Origin of the sequence: Citrobacter europaeus, from assembly GCA_020099315.1 — a bacterium.
GTDB classification, from domain to species: domain Bacteria; phylum Pseudomonadota; class Gammaproteobacteria; order Enterobacterales; family Enterobacteriaceae; genus Citrobacter; species Citrobacter europaeus.
The window spans coordinates 4545976-4564825 of the sequence record CP083650.1 but is presented as its reverse complement, the minus strand read 5'-3'; the positions used below and the strand labels follow the sequence as shown (position 1 = coordinate 4564825).

Annotated in this window: 13 protein-coding genes, 3 tRNA genes and 4 rRNA genes; 13 read left to right on the top strand and 7 right to left on the bottom strand. The window is 50.9% G+C overall.

Features of this window, described 5'->3' with window-relative positions:
- The first annotated feature begins 14 nt into the window (after positions 1 to 14).
- Genes dprA through LA337_21305 form a run of 6 tightly spaced genes read left to right on the top strand, consistent with a single transcriptional unit; the run spans position 15 to position 3807 of the window.
- Positions 15 to 1139 carry a DNA-protecting protein DprA gene (gene dprA, locus LA337_21330; protein UBI15662.1) on the top strand — a complete coding sequence of 375 codons (1125 nt, stop codon included), beginning with the start codon at positions 15 to 17 and terminating at the stop codon, positions 1137 to 1139.
- Positions 1111 to 1584 (top strand): DUF494 family protein Smg, encoded by a 474-nt coding sequence (smg, locus tag LA337_21325; protein ID UBI15661.1) that lies wholly within the window; start codon positions 1111 to 1113, stop codon positions 1582 to 1584. The genes dprA and smg overlap by 29 nt, the downstream gene beginning before the upstream one ends.
- Positions 1585 to 1610: 26 nt before the next feature.
- Positions 1611 to 2153 carry a topoisomerase DNA-binding C4 zinc finger domain-containing protein gene (locus LA337_21320; GenBank protein ID UBI15660.1) on the top strand — a complete coding sequence of 181 codons (543 nt, stop codon included), beginning with the start codon at positions 1611 to 1613 and terminating at the stop codon, positions 2151 to 2153.
- A gap of 4 nt (positions 2154 to 2157) precedes the next feature.
- Entirely contained in the window at positions 2158 to 2730 is a 573-nt protein-coding gene (gene tsaC, locus LA337_21315) for an L-threonylcarbamoyladenylate synthase type 1 TsaC (protein ID UBI15659.1), read from the top strand.
- A gap of 1 nt (position 2731) precedes the next feature.
- Positions 2732 to 3553, top strand: coding sequence for a shikimate dehydrogenase (gene aroE / locus LA337_21310; protein ID UBI15658.1), 822 nt, complete (start codon positions 2732 to 2734; stop codon positions 3551 to 3553).
- The gene (locus LA337_21305) at positions 3550 to 3807 is read left to right on the top strand and encodes a DUF1488 domain-containing protein (GenBank protein ID UBI15657.1); all 258 of its coding nucleotides are present in this window, start codon (positions 3550 to 3552) and stop codon (positions 3805 to 3807) included. The genes aroE and LA337_21305 overlap by 4 nt, the downstream gene beginning before the upstream one ends.
- Here LA337_21305 and LA337_21300 read toward each other — a convergent pair.
- Positions 3783 to 4337 (bottom strand): gamma carbonic anhydrase family protein, encoded by a 555-nt coding sequence (locus tag LA337_21300; protein UBI15656.1) that lies wholly within the window; start codon positions 4335 to 4337, stop codon positions 3783 to 3785. The genes LA337_21305 and LA337_21300 overlap by 25 nt on opposite strands.
- 472 nt (positions 4338 to 4809) lie before the next feature.
- Between LA337_21300 and LA337_21295 the strand changes: the two genes are divergently transcribed.
- The 7 genes from LA337_21295 (at position 4810) to rrf (LA337_21265) (ending at position 10362) form a co-directional block, all read left to right on the top strand.
- A 16S ribosomal RNA gene (locus LA337_21295) occupies positions 4810 to 6351 on the top strand.
- Between the two features lie 71 nt (positions 6352 to 6422).
- Positions 6423 to 6499: transfer RNA gene (locus LA337_21290), tRNA-Ile, on the top strand.
- Positions 6500 to 6607: 108 nt separating this feature from the next.
- A tRNA-Ala gene (locus LA337_21285) sits at positions 6608 to 6683 on the top strand.
- A gap of 213 nt (positions 6684 to 6896) precedes the next feature.
- Positions 6897 to 9803: ribosomal RNA gene (locus LA337_21280) — 23S ribosomal RNA — on the top strand.
- A 199-nt stretch (positions 9804 to 10002) separates the two neighbouring features.
- Positions 10003 to 10118: ribosomal RNA gene (rrf, locus tag LA337_21275) — 5S ribosomal RNA — on the top strand.
- Positions 10119 to 10132: 14 nt separating this feature from the next.
- Positions 10133 to 10208 (top strand) — tRNA-Thr (locus LA337_21270).
- Between the two features lie 38 nt (positions 10209 to 10246).
- A 5S ribosomal RNA gene (gene rrf, locus LA337_21265) occupies positions 10247 to 10362 on the top strand.
- The 16S, 23S and 5S rRNA genes sit together here with 3 tRNA genes alongside, the layout of an rRNA operon.
- A gap of 256 nt (positions 10363 to 10618) precedes the next feature.
- On the opposite strand, the gene LA337_21260 is transcribed toward rrf (LA337_21265), so the two are convergent.
- The 6 genes from LA337_21260 to LA337_21235 all read right to left on the bottom strand — a co-directional run bounded on the left by LA337_21260 (position 10619) and on the right by LA337_21235 (position 18842).
- Positions 10619 to 11377 carry an amino acid ABC transporter ATP-binding protein gene (locus LA337_21260; protein UBI15655.1) on the bottom strand — a complete coding sequence of 253 codons (759 nt, stop codon included), beginning with the start codon at positions 11375 to 11377 and terminating at the stop codon, positions 10619 to 10621.
- 7 nt (positions 11378 to 11384) lie between these two features.
- Positions 11385 to 12488 carry an amino acid ABC transporter permease gene (locus LA337_21255; protein UBI18531.1) on the bottom strand — a complete coding sequence of 368 codons (1104 nt, stop codon included), beginning with the start codon at positions 12486 to 12488 and terminating at the stop codon, positions 11385 to 11387.
- 9 nt (positions 12489 to 12497) lie between these two features.
- A complete protein-coding gene (locus LA337_21250; protein UBI15654.1) occupies positions 12498 to 13679 on the bottom strand; it encodes an amino acid ABC transporter permease in 1182 nt (393 codons plus the stop codon).
- A 69-nt stretch (positions 13680 to 13748) separates the two neighbouring features.
- Positions 13749 to 14774: an amino acid ABC transporter substrate-binding protein gene (locus tag LA337_21245; protein ID UBI15653.1), complete on the bottom strand. Its 1026-nt coding sequence runs from the start codon at positions 14772 to 14774 to the stop codon at positions 13749 to 13751.
- Between the two features lie 461 nt (positions 14775 to 15235).
- Positions 15236 to 15457 carry a lipoprotein gene (locus tag LA337_21240; protein UBI15652.1) on the bottom strand — a complete coding sequence of 74 codons (222 nt, stop codon included), beginning with the start codon at positions 15455 to 15457 and terminating at the stop codon, positions 15236 to 15238.
- Positions 15458 to 15728: 271 nt separating this feature from the next.
- On the bottom strand, positions 15729 to 18842 hold the full coding sequence (locus tag LA337_21235; protein UBI15651.1) for an efflux RND transporter permease subunit: 3114 nt from the start codon (positions 18840 to 18842) through the stop codon (positions 15729 to 15731).
- Positions 18843 to 18850 lie beyond the last annotated feature (8 nt).

Genomic DNA, 18850 nt, shown 5'->3' with positions numbered 1-18850 from the left:
GCAGGGGAACAGGGATGACCCAAATCGAAATTTGGCTACGTTTAGCGCAAGTGAATGAACTGTATGGTGATGAGATGGTGCGCATTGCCCACAGGCTTAATACTCAACCGTGCATTAACAATGCGGTACTCCTGCAGGCAGGATTCTCTCCCCGTCAGGCCCGACGGTTTTTAACTTTTTCACAGCAGACGCTGGAAAAAACGCTGCGCTGGCTTGAGCAGCCAAACCACCATTTTGTGGTTGCCGACAGCGATCATTACCCGCCATTGCTCCGTGCGATTGAGGATTATCCTGGGGTGCTTTTTGTCGCAGGAAACCCCGCATGCCTCCGCTCGTTCCAGGTGGCCGTTGTCGGCAGCAGACAGCACTCCTGGTATGGCGAACGCTGGGGACGGTTGTTTTGTGAAAAGCTTGCAGCATGCGGCGTGACGATCACCAGTGGTCTGGCCCGGGGGATTGATGGCGTGGCGCACAATGCTGCGATAAACCGTCAGGGCACGAGTATAGCAGTGCTGGGTAACGGGCTTGAGACCATTCACCCACGACAGCATGTCCGTCTGGCTGAACGGCTGATTGATGCTGGAGGCGCACTGGTGTCTGAGTTCCCATTAGATACGCTACCTTTACCGCGCAATTTTCCCCGACGAAATCGCATTATTAGTGGTCTAAGTAAAGGTGTCCTGGTTGTTGAAGCTGCCCAGCGTAGCGGGTCACTGGTCACTGCGCGCTGCGCGCTGGAACAAGGACGGGAGGTTTTTGCTTTGCCTGGACCGATAGGGAGTCCGGGAAGCGAAGGCCCACATTGGCTTATTCAGCAGGGAGCCATGCTTGTGACCGCACCAGAGGAAATTCTGGAAAATTTGCAATATGGGCTGCATTGGCTGCCAGATGAACCTGAAAAATCAATTTATTCGCCAGATCACGAAGAGGTGGCATTGCCATTTCCGGAGCTCCTGGCTAACGTAGGAGATGAGGTAACACCTGTTGACGTCGTCGCTGAACGTGCCGGCCAACCTGTGCCAGAGGTAGTGGCTCAACTGCTCGAACTGGAGTTAGCAGGATGGATCGCAGCTGTACCCGGCGGCTATGTCCGATTGAGGAGGGCATGCCATGTTCGACGTACTAATGTATTTGTTTGAGACATATATCCATAACGAAGCTGAGCTGCGTGTGGATCAGGACAAACTGGAACGGGATCTTACCGACGCTGGTTTTGATCGTGAAGACATTTACAACGCGTTACTTTGGCTGGAAAAGCTAGCTGATTATCAGGATGGTCTTGCTGAACCTATGCAGCTGGCATCTGACCCTCTTTCTATACGTATTTATACTGCAGAAGAGTGCGATCGACTGGATGCAAGCTGTAGAGGGTTCCTGCTATTCCTGGAGCAGATTCAGGTGCTAAACCTCGAAACGCGAGAAATGGTTATTGAGCGTGTACTCGCGCTGGATACGGCAGAGTTCGATCTGGAAGACCTGAAGTGGGTGATCCTGATGGTGCTATTCAACATTCCAGGTTGTGAAAATGCCTATCAGCAAATGGAAGAATTACTCTTTGAAGTGAATGAAGGTATGCTGCATTAATCAATCTTCATTCAGTATGAGTTGTTATGGCTAAATCAGCACTGTTCACGGTGCGTAAAAACGAGCCCTGCCCACAATGCGGGGCTGAACTGGTTATTCGTTCCGGGAAACACGGTCCGTTTCTCGGTTGTTCACACTATCCAGAATGCGATTACATCCGTCCGCTAAAATCTTCAGCGGACGGACATATTGTCAAAGTTCTGGAGGGTAAGCTTTGCCCTGCATGTGGCGCTGAACTGGTTCTGAGACAGGGAAGATTCGGTATGTTCATTGGATGCAGTGATTATCCGACGTGTGAACACACTGAACTTATCGACAAGCCTGATGAAACAGCAATTGTCTGTCCTCAATGCCAGACTGGCCACCTTGTCCAGCGGCGTTCCCGTTATGGCAAAACCTTTTACTCCTGCGATCGCTATCCGGAGTGCCAGTTTGTCATTAACTTCAAACCGTTAGCCGGAGAGTGTCCTGAGTGCCATTATCCGCTACTCATAGAAAAGAAAACCGCGCAGGGTGTGAAACATTTCTGTGCCAGTAAACAATGTGGAAAGCCGATCCCGGCGGAATAAAAAAGTGAATAATAACCTGCCCACAGGCCCTATCGCTGCGGCGATAGCGGTTCTGAAACAAGAAAAAGTCATCGCCTATCCAACAGAAGCTGTATTTGGCGTCGGCTGCGATCCCGACAGCGAAACGGCTGTTACCCGTCTGTTGGAGCTAAAACAACGCCCGGTCGATAAAGGCTTAATTTTGATTGCGGCAAACTTTGACCAGCTTAAGCCTTACATTGACGATAGCACGCTTACTGATGCCCAACGTGAGGCGGTGTTCGCCCGCTGGCCAGGTCCTGTCACCTTCGTATTCCCGGCGCCTGCGACAACGCCTCGTTGGTTGACCGGTCGTTTTGATTCGCTGGCCGTGCGTGTCACCGATCACCCGCTGGTGGTTGCATTGTGCCAGGCTTATGGCAAACCGTTAGTCTCCACCAGTGCTAATTTGAGTGGCTTACCGCCTTGCAGAACGGTAGAGGAAGTCCGCGCGCAGTTTGGTACAGACTTTCCCGTAGTTGAAGGGGAGACCGGAGGGCGTTTGAATCCTTCGGAGATCCGTGATGCTCTGACGGGTGAACAGTTTCGACAGGGGTAATATGAAAGAAGCCTATGCTGTTTTTGGTAATCCGATAGCGCACAGTAAATCGCCCTTTATTCATCAGCAATTTGCAGAGCAGTTGAAGATTGATCATTCCTATGGACGTGTACTGGCGCCCATCAATGATTTTGTGAATACGCTGAACGCTTTTTTTGCTGAGGGCGGGAAGGGGGCAAATGTCACCGTACCTTTTAAAGAAGAGGCGTTTGCACGTGCCGATGAACTAACGGAGCGGGCATCTCTTGCTGGAGCGGTTAATACCCTTAAACGATTAGAGGATGGGCGTTTATTGGGAGACAACACGGATGGCATTGGCTTATTAAGCGATCTTGAACGTTTATCTTTCATTCGTCCTGGAGCGCGAGTTCTACTGATCGGGGCTGGTGGCGCATCCCGTGGGGTTTTATTACCTCTTCTTTCTATGGATTGCGCGGTGACTATCGTTAACCGTACAGCTTCGCGCGCTGAAGAACTGGCTCAACTCTTCTCTCATACCGGCAGTGTGCAGGCAGTGGGTATGGACGAGCTTGATAATTACAGTTTTGATTTGATCATTAACGCGACGTCTAGCGGAATTAGCGGTGAGGTACCCGCTATTCCGACATCACTTATCCACTCCTCTGTCTATTGTTATGACATGTTTTATCAGCAGGGGAATACACCGTTCCTTTCCTGGTGTGCTGAACATGGGGCGAAACAGTATGCCGATGGCCTGGGGATGCTGGTGGGTCAGGCCGCGCACGCCGTTTTACTCTGGCATGGGGTTTTGCCGCAGATTGAACCCGTCATTAAAAGCATGCAACAGGAATTGTCGGCATGAATCAGGCGATCCAGTTTCCCGATCGAGAAGAATGGCGCACGGATGTCAGCGCCGTGGTTTTTCCGGCGATGGTTCATGGTATGCAGCTAACATGTGCTATTTCAGGAGAAAGGTTGGCGTCCCGCTTTGGTGGCAGCACGCCTGAACAGTGGCTGGAAACTTTTCAACAGTATCGCTGGGACCTGGAGGAAGAGGCCGAAGCATTGATCCAGGATCAGCAGGAAGATTCTCAGGGTTGGGTTTGGTTACTCTGACTTAAATACTCATCTTTCCATTTAACATAGTTGTTAGCTGAGTATTTTAAGCCTGCTTTCTCTTCATCGCTTAATGGGCGGATTTGTTTTACCGGGCTTCCCAGGTACAGATATCCACTCTCCAGGCGTTTGTTTTGCGGAACCAGACTTCCAGCCCCAATCATAACGTCGTCTTCTACCACTACGCCGTCCAATACAATCGATCCCATACCGACCAATACGCGGTTGCCAATGATGCAGCCGTGTAGCATGACTTTATGACCGACCGTCACATCCTCACCCACGATCAATGGATTACCCTGCGGATTCGATGTGGATTGATGCGTGACATGTAAAACGCTGCCATCCTGAATGTTCGTACGGGCGCCGATTTGTACATAATTCACGTCGCCACGAATCGCAACCAATGGCCAAATCCCAACATCATCAGCCAAACGAGTATCACCAATGACGACGCTGCTGGGGTCGATCATCACGCGTTTTCCGATCTGTGGGAAAAGATCCTTATAAGGACGTAATACATCAGACATGTTTACCTCAACGAAAATAGAGCGGTAATGAAGACTTTGGTTGGATTATTGAGACTGTGCAAGTGATTTAGCTATCAAAAATCAGCCAAATTGCGCAGGAATGTAGCGAAAGGGGTGAAAAACAAGCATTCAGCAAAAAAGATCCAAAAAACACTTGTGCTAAAAAATGGGATCCCTATAATGCGCCTCCATCGACACGGCAGATGTGAATCACTTCACGCAAACAGCCGGTTCGGTTGAAGAGAAAAACCTGAAAATGAGGGTTGACTCTGAAAGAGGAAAGCGTAATATACGCCACCTCGCGACAGAGCGCTAAAGCGCGTCGCAACTGCTCTTTAACAATTTATCAGACAATCTGTGTGGGCACTCGAAGATACGGATTCTTAACGTCGCAAGACGAAAAATGAATACCAAGTCTCCTGAGTGAACATACGTAATTCATTACGAAGTTTAATTCACGAGCATCAAACTTAAATTGAAGAGTTTGATCATGGCTCAGATTGAACGCTGGCGGCAGGCCTAACACATGCAAGTCGAACGGTAGCACAGAGGAGCTTGCTCCTTGGGTGACGAGTGGCGGACGGGTGAGTAATGTCTGGGAAACTGCCCGATGGAGGGGGATAACTACTGGAAACGGTAGCTAATACCGCATAACGTCGCAAGACCAAAGAGGGGGACCTTCGGGCCTCTTGCCATCGGATGTGCCCAGATGGGATTAGCTAGTAGGTGGGGTAACGGCTCACCTAGGCGACGATCCCTAGCTGGTCTGAGAGGATGACCAGCCACACTGGAACTGAGACACGGTCCAGACTCCTACGGGAGGCAGCAGTGGGGAATATTGCACAATGGGCGCAAGCCTGATGCAGCCATGCCGCGTGTATGAAGAAGGCCTTCGGGTTGTAAAGTACTTTCAGCGAGGAGGAAGGCATTAAGGTTAATAACCTTAGTGATTGACGTTACTCGCAGAAGAAGCACCGGCTAACTCCGTGCCAGCAGCCGCGGTAATACGGAGGGTGCAAGCGTTAATCGGAATTACTGGGCGTAAAGCGCACGCAGGCGGTCTGTCAAGTCGGATGTGAAATCCCCGGGCTCAACCTGGGAACTGCATCCGAAACTGGCAGGCTAGAGTCTTGTAGAGGGGGGTAGAATTCCAGGTGTAGCGGTGAAATGCGTAGAGATCTGGAGGAATACCGGTGGCGAAGGCGGCCCCCTGGACAAAGACTGACGCTCAGGTGCGAAAGCGTGGGGAGCAAACAGGATTAGATACCCTGGTAGTCCACGCCGTAAACGATGTCGACTTGGAGGTTGTGCCCTTGAGGCGTGGCTTCCGGAGCTAACGCGTTAAGTCGACCGCCTGGGGAGTACGGCCGCAAGGTTAAAACTCAAATGAATTGACGGGGGCCCGCACAAGCGGTGGAGCATGTGGTTTAATTCGATGCAACGCGAAGAACCTTACCTACTCTTGACATCCAGAGAACTTAGCAGAGATGCTTTGGTGCCTTCGGGAACTCTGAGACAGGTGCTGCATGGCTGTCGTCAGCTCGTGTTGTGAAATGTTGGGTTAAGTCCCGCAACGAGCGCAACCCTTATCCTTTGTTGCCAGCGATTCGGTCGGGAACTCAAAGGAGACTGCCAGTGATAAACTGGAGGAAGGTGGGGATGACGTCAAGTCATCATGGCCCTTACGAGTAGGGCTACACACGTGCTACAATGGCATATACAAAGAGAAGCGACCTCGCGAGAGCAAGCGGACCTCATAAAGTATGTCGTAGTCCGGATTGGAGTCTGCAACTCGACTCCATGAAGTCGGAATCGCTAGTAATCGTGGATCAGAATGCCACGGTGAATACGTTCCCGGGCCTTGTACACACCGCCCGTCACACCATGGGAGTGGGTTGCAAAAGAAGTAGGTAGCTTAACCTTCGGGAGGGCGCTTACCACTTTGTGATTCATGACTGGGGTGAAGTCGTAACAAGGTAACCGTAGGGGAACCTGCGGTTGGATCACCTCCTTACCTTAAAGAAGCGTTCTTTGTAGTGCTCACACAGATTGTCTGATGAAAATTAGCAGTAAGAAAATCTCTGCAGGCTTGTAGCTCAGGTGGTTAGAGCGCACCCCTGATAAGGGTGAGGTCGGTGGTTCAAGTCCACTCAGGCCTACCAAATTCGCCTCCGTGCTGTGTTACGGCGATGCTCGCATACTTCAGTATGCTTCGCACCACCGCGCCTTGCCCGGAAACGAATTAGGGTACAGAGATAAGTATTTACGATGGGGTTATAGCTCAGCTGGGAGAGCGCCTGCCTTGCACGCAGGAGGTCTGCGGTTCGATCCCGCATAGCTCCACCATCCTTTACTTACTGCAACAACACAAGAAAACTTCAGAGTGTACCTGAAAAGGTTCACTGCGAAGTTTTGCTCTTTAAAAATCTGGATCAAGCTGAAAATTGAAACGACACACTGTTTCATTTCTCCGTAATAAGAAATGAAAAGCGGTGTGTTCGAGTCTCTCAAATTTTTGCAGCACGATGATGAATCGAAAGAAACATCTTCGGGTTGTGAGGTTAAGCGACTAAGCGTACACGGTGGATGCCCTGGCAGTCAGAGGCGATGAAGGACGTGCTAATCTGCGATAAGCGTCGGTAAGGTGATATGAACCGTTATAACCGGCGATTTCCGAATGGGGAAACCCAGTGTGATCCGTCACACTATCATTACGTGAATACATAGCGTAATGAAGCGAACCGGGGGAACTGAAACATCTAAGTACCCCGAGGAAAAGAAATCAACCGAGATTCCCCCAGTAGCGGCGAGCGAACGGGGAGCAGCCCAGAGTCTGAATCAGCATGTGTGTTAGTGGAACGGTCTGGAAAGTCCGGCGATACAGGGTGATAGCCCCGTACACAAAAGTGCATATGTTGTGAACTCGAAGAGTAGGGCGGGACACGTGGTATCCTGTCTGAATATGGGGGGACCATCCTCCAAGGCTAAATACTCCTGACTGACCGATAGTGAACCAGTACCGTGAGGGAAAGGCGAAAAGAACCCCGGCGAGGGGAGTGAAAAAGAACCTGAAACCGTGTACGTACAAGCAGTGGGAGCCTCTTTATGGGGTGACTGCGTACCTTTTGTATAATGGGTCAGCGACTTATATTCTGTAGCAAGGTTAACCGTATAGGGGAGCCGAAGGGAAACCGAGTCTTAACTGGGCGTTAAGTTGCAGGGTATAGACCCGAAACCCGGTGATCTAGCCATGGGCAGGTTGAAGGTTGGGTAACACTAACTGGAGGACCGAACCGACTAATGTTGAAAAATTAGCGGATGACTTGTGGCTGGGGGTGAAAGGCCAATCAAACCGGGAGATAGCTGGTTCTCCCCGAAAGCTATTTAGGTAGCGCCTCGTGAATTCATCTTCGGGGGTAGAGCACTGTTTCGGCTAGGGGGTCATCCCGACTTACCAACCCGATGCAAACTGCGAATACCGAAGAATGTTATCACGGGAGACACACGGCGGGTGCTAACGTCCGTCGTGAAGAGGGAAACAACCCAGACCGCCAGCTAAGGTCCCAAAGTCATGGTTAAGTGGGAAACGATGTGGGAAGGCACAGACAGCCAGGATGTTGGCTTAGAAGCAGCCATCATTTAAAGAAAGCGTAATAGCTCACTGGTCGAGTCGGCCTGCGCGGAAGATGTAACGGGGCTAAACCATGCACCGAAGCTGCGGCAGCGACACTATGTGTTGTTGGGTAGGGGAGCGTTCTGTAAGCCGTTGAAGGTGTGCTGTGAGGCATGCTGGAGGTATCAGAAGTGCGAATGCTGACATAAGTAACGATAATGCGGGTGAAAAACCCGCACGCCGGAAGACCAAGGGTTCCTGTCCAACGTTAATCGGGGCAGGGTGAGTCGACCCCTAAGGCGAGGCCGAAAGGCGTAGTCGATGGGAAACAGGTTAATATTCCTGTACTTGGTGTTACTGCGAAGGGGGGACGGAGAAGGCTATGTTAGCCGGGCGACGGTTGTCCCGGTTTAAGCATGTAGGCGGAGGTTCCAGGTAAATCCGGTACCTTATTAACGCTGAGGTGTGATGACGAGGCACTACGGTGCTGAAGTAACAAATGCCCTGCTTCCAGGAAAAGCCTCTAAGCATCAGGTAACACGAAATCGTACCCCAAACCGACACAGGTGGTCAGGTAGAGAATACCAAGGCGCTTGAGAGAACTCGGGTGAAGGAACTAGGCAAAATGGTGCCGTAACTTCGGGAGAAGGCACGCTGATATGTAGGTGAAGTGGTTTACCCATGGAGCTGAAATCAGTCGAAGATACCAGCTGGCTGCAACTGTTTATTAAAAACACAGCACTGTGCAAACACGAAAGTGGACGTATACGGTGTGACGCCTGCCCGGTGCCGGAAGGTTAATTGATGGGGTTATCCGTAAGGAGAAGCTCTTGATCGAAGCCCCGGTAAACGGCGGCCGTAACTATAACGGTCCTAAGGTAGCGAAATTCCTTGTCGGGTAAGTTCCGACCTGCACGAATGGCGTAATGATGGCCAGGCTGTCTCCACCCGAGACTCAGTGAAATTGAACTCGCTGTGAAGATGCAGTGTACCCGCGGCAAGACGGAAAGACCCCGTGAACCTTTACTATAGCTTGACACTGAACACTGGTCCTTGATGTGTAGGATAGGTGGGAGGCTTTGAAGCGTGGACGCCAGTCTGCGTGGAGCCAACCTTGAAATACCACCCTTTAATGGCTGGTGTTCTAACGTAGACCCGTAATCCGGGTTGCGGACAGTGTCTGGTGGGTAGTTTGACTGGGGCGGTCTCCTCCTAAAGAGTAACGGAGGAGCACGAAGGTTAGCTAATCCTGGTCGGACATCAGGAGGTTAGTGCAAAGGCATAAGCTAGCTTGACTGCGAGAGTGACGGCTCGAGCAGGTGCGAAAGCAGGTCTTAGTGATCCGGTGGTTCTGAATGGAAGGGCCATCGCTCAACGGATAAAAGGTACTCCGGGGATAACAGGCTGATACCGCCCAAGAGTTCATATCGACGGCGGTGTTTGGCACCTCGATGTCGGCTCATCACATCCTGGGGCTGAAGTAGGTCCCAAGGGTATGGCTGTTCGCCATTTAAAGTGGTACGCGAGCTGGGTTTAGAACGTCGTGAGACAGTTCGGTCCCTATCTGCCGTGGGCGCTGGAGAATTGAGGGGGGCTGCTCCTAGTACGAGAGGACCGGAGTGGACGCATCACTGGTGTTCGGGTTGTCATGCCAATGGCATTGCCCGGTAGCTAAATGCGGAAGAGATAAGTGCTGAAAGCATCTAAGCACGAAACTTGCCCCGAGATGAGTTCTCCCTGAGACTTTAAGTCTCCTGAAGGAACGTTAAAGACTATGACGTTGATAGGTCGGGTGTGTAAGTGTAGCGATACATTGAGCTAACCGATACTAATGAACCGTGAGGCTTAACCTTACAACGCCGAAGATGTTTTGGCGAAGACAGACACAATATTCAGCTTGATAACAGATTAGTAAGTCCGAAGGATTTTGCGCTGAGACAAGGCGGCAAGTGAAGCGACGGAAGGAGCATACACCGGTATGTGACTGACGTTCGCAAGTGCAGCCAACGCAGTATCAGCCCAAAAGACACAGGACAGAGCACAAAGAATTTGCCTGGCGGCTGTAGCGCGGTGGTCCCACCTGACCCCATGCCGAACTCAGAAGTGAAACGCCGTAGCGCCGATGGTAGTGTGGGGTCTCCCCATGCGAGAGTAGGGAACTGCCAGGCATCAAATTTAGTGTGCTGATATGGCTCAGTTGGTAGAGCGCACCCTTGGTAAGGGTGAGGTCCCCAGTTCGACTCTGGGTATCAGCACCAGTTTTTCGGTTAAAGTTCGGCACTTAGAAAAGAATTTGTCTGGCGGCTGTAGCGCGGTGGTCCCACCTGACCCCATGCCGAACTCAGAAGTGAAACGCCGTAGCGCCGATGGTAGTGTGGGGTCTCCCCATGCGAGAGTAGGGAACTGCCAGACATCAAATAAAAGCGAAAGGCTCAGTCGAAAGACTGGGCCTTTTGTTTTATCTGTGGTCTGTCGGTGAGCGCTCTCCTGAGTAGGACAAATCCGCCGGGAGCGGATTTGAACGTTGCGCAGCAACGGCCCGGAGGGTGGCGGGCAGGACGCCCGCCATAAACTGCCAGACATCAAATAAGTGAAAAGGCCATCCGTCAGGATGGCCTTTTCACGTTTATACGTGGGAAAAAGCCGGAACTGTATCCGGCGTGTGGCTTTAATGAATAACCTGCGATAAAAACGCGCGGGTGCGTTCGGATTTGGGGTGAGCAAAAAACTCATCCGGTGGTGCCTGTTCCACAATCTCGCCAAGATCCATAAAGATCACCCGGTCGGCCACTGTGCGGGCAAAGCCCATCTCATGAGTAACACACAACATGGTCATGCCTGATTGCGCCAGACCTATCATGGTATCCAGCACTTCTTTTACCATTTCAGGATCTAACGCTGATGTGGGCTCATCAAACAACATGATTTTGGGTTTCATGCACAGCGAGCGCGCAATGGCTACACGCTGTTGCTGTCCACCAGAGATTTGCCCGGGATATTTATGCGCATGTTCCGCAATGCGAACTCGCTCAAGGTAGTGCATTGCCAGTACCTCAGCCTCTTTTTTCGGCATCTTTTGCACCCAGATTGGCGCCAGCGTGCAATTTTGCAGGACCGTCAAATGAGGAAAGAGATTAAAGTGCTGAAAGACCATGCCAACTTCCTGTCTGACGCGCTCAATATTGCGGATGTCTTCATTGAGTTCTATCCCATCCACCACAATACGTCCTTGCTGATGCTCTTCCAGATGGTTGATACAGCGAATAGTTGTTGATTTACCCGAACCGGAAGGACCGCACAATACGATGCGCTCGCCCTGTTTTACCTTCAGGTTGATGTTTTTCAGGACATGAAACTGTCCGTACCATTTGTTGACGTTTTCCAGCGTGATCATCGCGTCAGTAGATTGCATTAATAATTGACTCATAAATTCCTCAGTGCGGTGTACGCCCGGTGTTAAAACGTTTTTCCAGATGTTGGCTATAACGCGACATGCTGAAACAGAAGATCCAGTAAATCAGTGCGGCGAAAACATATCCTTCCGTCGACATACCCAACCACGCGGGGTCCACAGTGGCCTGCTGCACGCTACTGAAGAGATCAAATAAGCCGATGATGATGACCAGACTGGTATCCTTGAATAAGGCGATAATCGTGTTAACCAGACCCGGGATAACCAGCTTGAGGGCTTGCGGGAGAATGACCAGCCCTTGCGTTTTCCAGTATCCTAATGCCAGTGATTCAGCGGCTTCATACTGACCTTTAGGTAGGGCCTGTAACCCTCCGCGAACCACTTCTGCGACATAGGCTGACTGGAAAAGAATAACGCCGACCAGCGCTCGGATAAGTTTGTCGATACTGGTCCCTTCGGACATAAACAGAGGAAGCATGACCGAAGACATAAACAGAACGGTAATCAACGGCACACCGCGCCAGAACTCAATAAAAATGACGGATAAAATCCGCACGACTGGCATATGAGAACGACGTCCCAGCGCCAGTAAAATGCCCCACGGAAGCGCGCCCGCAATCCCCACGGATGCGATGATAAGCGTCAGTGTTAATCCACCCCACTGCCGGGTTTCTACGCGCTCCAGCCCGAAAAAACCACCGTACATCAACCACCAAACCACCACTGGATAAACGACGGCCCAGACGGCGATATAGCGGCCACGATGCGGGATTGTTTTCAAGAACATGGGAACGATAGACAGCAAACCAATTATCAGGGCCAGATTTACGCGCCAGCGCTGATCGTGGGGATAAAGTCCATACATGAATTGCCCAAAGCGTTCATGAATGAACACCCAGCAGGCTCCGGCTTTGGTGCAGTCTGCTCGGGTTGAACCGACCCAGTTGGCCTGAAAGAATACCCAGTTCAACAATGGCGGAAGAAATGACCAAATCAGCCAGACGCACAGCAGTGTGAGCAGGCTGTTTGACCAACTGGAGAACAGGTTTTTACGCATCCAGAGTAGACTGCGACTTGCCGGGTTACTGCTCTGGCGCGAGGGGTGAGACAGCAGTGCTTTTGTCATCATGGCTCCTTAGCGCTCAATCAGTGCAATACGGCGGTTATAAATATTCATCAATAAAGAAATGCTCAGGCTGATGATCAAGTACACCGACATCGTGATGGCGATAGTTTCAATGGCTTGCCCTGTTTGATTAAGTACCGTGCCGGCAAAAAGTGAAACCATATCCGGGTAGCCAATGGCGGCCGCAAGTGAGGAGTTTTTGACGATATTCAGATACTGGCTGGTTAATGGAGGAATGATGACGCGCAGCGCCTGCGGGATGATCACCTGACGCAGCGTCACTGGATTTGGCAGACCCAGCGAGCGTGCGGCTTCATGTTGGCCATATGGAACAGCCTGAATTCCCGCCCGAATAATTTCTGCAATAAACGCTGAGGTATACACTGAAAGCGCCAGCGTCAGAGCCGCTAGTTCAGGTATAAGCACCATACCGCCACGGAAATTAAAACCGCGAAGCGCGGGGATATCCCAGTGAAGCGCAGCACCAAACATCCACTGTGCAATCAACGGTAAAAGTACGATCAGTGCCAGAGCCGTAGGCCAGGTCCGGCGTAGTTGACCGGTTTTGGTCTGGTGCATTCTGTTGTAGCGAAATAACCCGATGGTGATGACGATAGCGATAATGACAGCGGCGCAAAAGGCAAAAAAACCTTCTCCCATTTGCGGTGCCGGAATATAGAGCCCCCGGTTGCTCAGGAACATCAAATCCAGCGCGTTAACGGCCTGACGTGGGCCTGGCAGGTTACGTAATACGGCGAAATACCAGAAGAAGATCTGCAGCAGCGGCGGTATATTGCGGAACGTTTCGATGTAGATCGTTGAGAGCTTTCGCAATAACCAGTTATCTGACAGGCGTGCCAGTCCGAGAAAGAAACCGAGAATTGATGCGAAAACAATGCACAGTGCTGAAACTAATAGTGTATTGAGCAGGCCAACGATAAAGACACGGCCATACGTATCGCCTTGCTCGTAATCAATCAGATGCTGGACAATACCAAATCCGGCGCTGCGATCGAGAAAAGAAAATCCCGAGGTAATACCGCTATTGTTCAGGTTATTTATCGTGTTATGAATGAGATACACCGCAATGCTGATAACCGCAATGACGGCGAGTATTTGAAATAACCAGGCGCGGACCGCAGGGTTAGAAAAGGATAACGATCCTTTTACGGTTGAGCGGCGATGGAACATAAGAAAACCTCAGTAACTATGACTCTGGGCTGAGCGCCGCAGTTGCGGCGCCCGTTACATCACTACGCATTAGCGCACCGGTGGCGCATACTGAATGCCGCCGTTATTCCAGAGGTTGTTCTGTCCACGTTTGATCTTCAGTGGGCTTTCCGATCCAACGTTACGTTCAAAGATCTCCGAGTAGTTACCAACCTGCTTGATAATGTTGTAAGCCCATTTGTTATCAAGCTTCAGATCCTTGCCATAATCCCCTTCTTTACCTAACAGGTGTGCCATATCCGGCGTTGCAGGATTAGCCGCTTTTTCATCAACGTTTTTCGAGTTAACACCCATTTCTTCCGCATTCAACATGGCGAACAGCGTCCAGCGAACAATGGAGAACCACTCATCGTCCCCACGACGCACGACAGGTCCCAGTGGTTCTTTAGAGATAACTTCTGGCAGGACAATCCACTCAGCCGGATTACTCAGCTTGATTCGCAGGGCGTACAGCTGAGACTGGTCGGAAGCCAGCGTGTCGCAGCGTCCAGATTCCAGAGCTTTAGCGGATTCATCCGAGCGGTCAAAAGTGACGGGGGTGTACTTCATGTTGTTGGCTTTAAAGTAGTCAGCCACGTTCAGTTCGGTATCTGTTCCTGCCTGAATACAAACCGTTGCGCCATCCAGCTCTTTAGCGCTCTTCAGACCTGCTTTATTGTGGGTAAGAAAACCAATGCCGTCGTAATACGTCACGCCCGTGAAAGACATACCCATACCGGCATCACGAGAAGAGGTCCATGTGGTATTACGAGAGAGCATGTCGACTTCACCAGATTGTAACGCGGTGAAGCGTTCCTTAGCGGTAAGCGGGGTATATTTTACTTTGCTATCATCGCCAAATACGGCGGAGGCAACGCCGCGACATACGTCGACATCAATACCTGAAAACTTACCGCTTGCATCGGCGTAAGAAAAGCCAGGCAACCCGTCACTGATCCCACACTGCACAAAACCTTTTTTCTTTACGGCATCAAGTGTTGCGCCGGCATGAGCCTGATTTGTAACCGCAAGCAGCACGCCGGCCGCAGCCAGGCTGGCTATTATCATCTTTTTCATAGAGCATCCTGTGTGGAGGAATTATTGTTATGGAAACGTTCTTAAAACGTCTTTTACCTGTCTGTGGCGATGGCCATACTCTTTTAAGCAAAGGTAGTGCCAGGTTTTTTGCGCACGATTATTCGACGCAATATGCAGAGTGTAGACAGGAATAAATAAATGCAGCGCCCTGAAGTGGTGCAAAATTGAAACGTAAGCCACATTTCGGCGCAAAAAATTTAAAATTCAAACCGAACGCGTGATAACGATTTCGTACGTTAATATTGATGGCGTGAGAATAATGAAAAGAAAACACGGTGTTACGAAGAACCGAAAAAATGCTAATTTCAAATCGTGGATATGTGAGGGGAATCTATAATAATTTTATTATACGTTGAGTGCTATATACCAACGTTTTGTCTTATATGAAGATTTAATTCTTATTGCAAAAAGCGCGGTACCCACCGCGCTTTTATGAAGATTTATTTGGTCAGGGCAACTATCCCAAGCGTCAGCCCGGCAACGGCTGCTGCGCCACCGGCGATGGCACCGGCTGTTTCCCAGTTATCCTGAGTGGTGCCTTTCATACAGGTATTGGTATGAACCAGGCGTCCCTGATCGTCGTATACAGGTACGCAAGGAGAATCGTGTGCACAGCCGGCCAGCAATGCGGTAAGCAATGCAACGGATATTAATCTTTTCATGGTGTTACCTCAAATATAAGCGTTTCGCTAATCGAGCAAAGACAAACGCTAAGCCATCTGCGAACTCGGGGATTATTTTACCACCTCTTAAAAAAAGACTGACATGAGGAATAATCTCAATTCATGTGGATTGTAAAAATAATGGATAAAAAGAAAGGTGGCGGGCGGGTTTTCAGGAGAGGTTAAAAACAAATAAATAGCTATCTTATTAATAAATAAAGAGGGGCATCATCGGTGAAAAAGGCGTCCGAAGACGCCTTTATTTTACAAATTAATCGTTGTGCCGACTAAAACGCCGTCTGACGACAACGAAGAAGACGGGGACGAAGAAGATTGCCAACAGTGTCGCGGTCAGCATGCCTCCCATTACGCCTGTTCCGACCGCATTTTGCGCACCACTCCCGGCACCGTGGCTGATAACCAGAGGCATAACCCCCAGAATAAACGCCAGAGATGTCATCAGGATTGGACGAAGACGCATGCGTGACGCTTCCAGAGTAGCTTCAATCAAGCCCTTGCCTTCTTTATCCATCAGGTCTTTGGCAAATTCGACAATCAGGATGGCGTTCTTAGCCGAGAGGCCAATAGTGGTTAACAGGCCCACCTGGAAGTAGACGTCGTTATTCATCCCACGCAGCGACGCTGCTAACAGCGCGCCAACCACGCCGAGCGGCACAACCAGCATGACCGAGAAGGGGATCGACCAGCTCTCATACAGTGCTGCAAGGCAAAGGAAAACGACAATTAGCGAGATGGCATACAGCGCTGGCGCCTGGTTACCCGACAGTCGTTCCTGATAGGACATACCCGTCCAGTCATGACCAATACCGTTTGGCAGTTTTTCCGCCAGGCTTTCCATCAGCGCCATTGCTTCACCAGTGCTTCGCCCTGGTGCCGCTTCGCCCAGTATTTCCATGGATGGCATACCGTTGTAACGTTCCAGGCGCGGTGAACCATAAATCCAATGTGATGCACTGAACGCAGAAAACGGAACCATTTCGCCATTGGTGCTGCGGATATACAGATTATTGATGTCCGCTGGCAGCATGCGGTATTTTGCATCCCCCTGGACGTAAACTTTCTTCACGCGGCCACGGTCAATAAAGTCGTTAATGTAATAGCCGCCCAGTGATGCGGAGATAGTTTCGTTGATATCCGACAGCGATACCCCCAGTGCCTGTGCTTTCTCCTGATCAACATCCAGCTTAAACTGCGGAGTATCTTCAAGTCCGTTAGGACGAACGCGAACCAACAGATCGGGGTGTTTAGCCACCATCCCCAGCAGCTGGTTACGCGCTTGCGTCAACGCCGTATGCCCCAGACCGCCCTGATCGATCAGTTCAAAATCGAAGCCGGTTGCGGTACCCAGTTCAACAATAGCGGGCATATTGAAGGGGAAGACTAACCCATCGCGGATCTGGCTGAACGCGCGTGTAGCGCGTGCAATGACCGCTTCAACACTATTTTCCTCACCGCTACGTTCGTCCCAGGGCTTGAGGCTAACGAATGCCAGACCTGAGTTTTGCCCCTGACCGCTGAAGCTAAAACCGTTAACCGTGAAGACGCTTTCGACGTTAGCTTTCTCCTTGGTCAGGTAGTACTGAGTAACCTGATCCAGTACTTTCTGGGTGCGCTCTTGCGTCGCTCCTGCCGGAAGTTGAATCATTGTCATAAACACACCCTGATCCTCCTCTGGCAGGAAGGAGGTCGGCAGGCGCATAAACAGAACCGCCATTCCGATCACGATGATCAGATAGACGACAAGGTAACGCCCGGTTTTACGCACAATACCGCTGACGCTATTGGTATAGTGATTAACGCTGTGATCGAATTTGGCATTAAACCAGCCAAAGAAACCGCTTTTTTTCTCGTGATGCTCAGCCGATACCGGCTTCAACAGCGTTGCACAAAGTGCAGGAGTCAGGATCAGCGCGACCAGTACAGAAAGCGCCATGGCGGAAACGATGGTAATGGAGAACTGCCGATAGATAGCCCCGGTTGAGCCGCCAAAAAAGGCCATGGGGATAAAGACCGCAGACAGCACCATGGCGATACCGACCAGCGCCCCCTGAATTTGTGACATGGACTTTTCCGTCGCCTCTTTAGGCGGCAGATGATCTTCCATCATCACGCGTTCCACGTTCTCCACCACCACTATCGCATCATCGACCAATAGACCGATGGCGAGCACCATCCCGAACATCGTCAGGGTATTTATCGAATAGCCAAACGCGGCAAGTACGGCGAATGTGCCCAACAATACGACGGGGACAGCGATGGTTGGAATGAGCGTCGCCCGGATGTTTTGCAGGAACAAATACATGACCAGGAACACCAGTACGATCGCCTCAAACAGCGTTTTTACCACTTCATGAATCGAGATGGTTACAAACGGCGTCGTGTCGTACGGATAGACCACCTTCATTCCCTGAGGGAAGAACGGCTGCAGCTCAACCAGCTTAGCTTTGATGGCGTTAGCGGTATCCAGCGCGTTTGCCCCGGTTGCCAGCTTAATACCGAGGCCGGAAGCAGGCTTACCGTTAATACGCGCCACGACGTTGTAGTTCTCACCACCCAATTCGATCCGTGCAACGTCCTTCAGGTGAACAACTGAACCATCGCTGTTCACACGTAAAGTCACTTTGCCGAACTCTTCAGGGTCTTTCAGTCGCGTTTGCGCAATGATAGAGGCGTTAAGCTGCTGATTTGGTAATGCGGGCGTACCCCCTAATTGACCTGCGGCAATCTGATCGTTCTGTACCTTCAACTGGTTGATCACGTCAACCGGCGTGAGCTGGTACTTATTCAACAAGTTTGCATCCAGCCAGATGCGCATGGCGTACTGCGCACCAAACAACTGCACGTCACCTACGCCATTAAGACGGCTGATCGAGTCTTTCACGTTCGAGGCGACGTAGTCGGAAATGTCATCCTGCGTGGTTTGTGGGTTATCAGAAACAAAACCCGCAACCATTAAAAAACTGCTGCTGGATTTCTCGACGCTAATCCCCTGCTGCTGAACTTCTTGCGGCAGGAGTGGCGTGGCGAGCTGTAGTTTGTTTTGTACCTGCACCTGCGCGATATCGGGGTCGGTACCAGACTGGAAGGTCAGCGTGATGGTCACGCTCCCCGCGGAATCGCTGGTGGAGGACATATACATCAGGTTATCGATACCGTTCATGTTCTGTTCGATAACCTGCGTAACGGTGTCCTGTACCGTCTGCGCATCCGCACCTGGGTAGGTGGCGGAAATGGCGACCGCAGGGGGGGCGATAGTCGGGTATTGCGCCACAGGCAGTTGCATGATTGCCAGAGTGCCCGCCATCATCAGAATGATAGCCAGCACCCAGGCAAAGATAGGACGCCTGATAAAAAAGTTAGCCATGTCCGGTT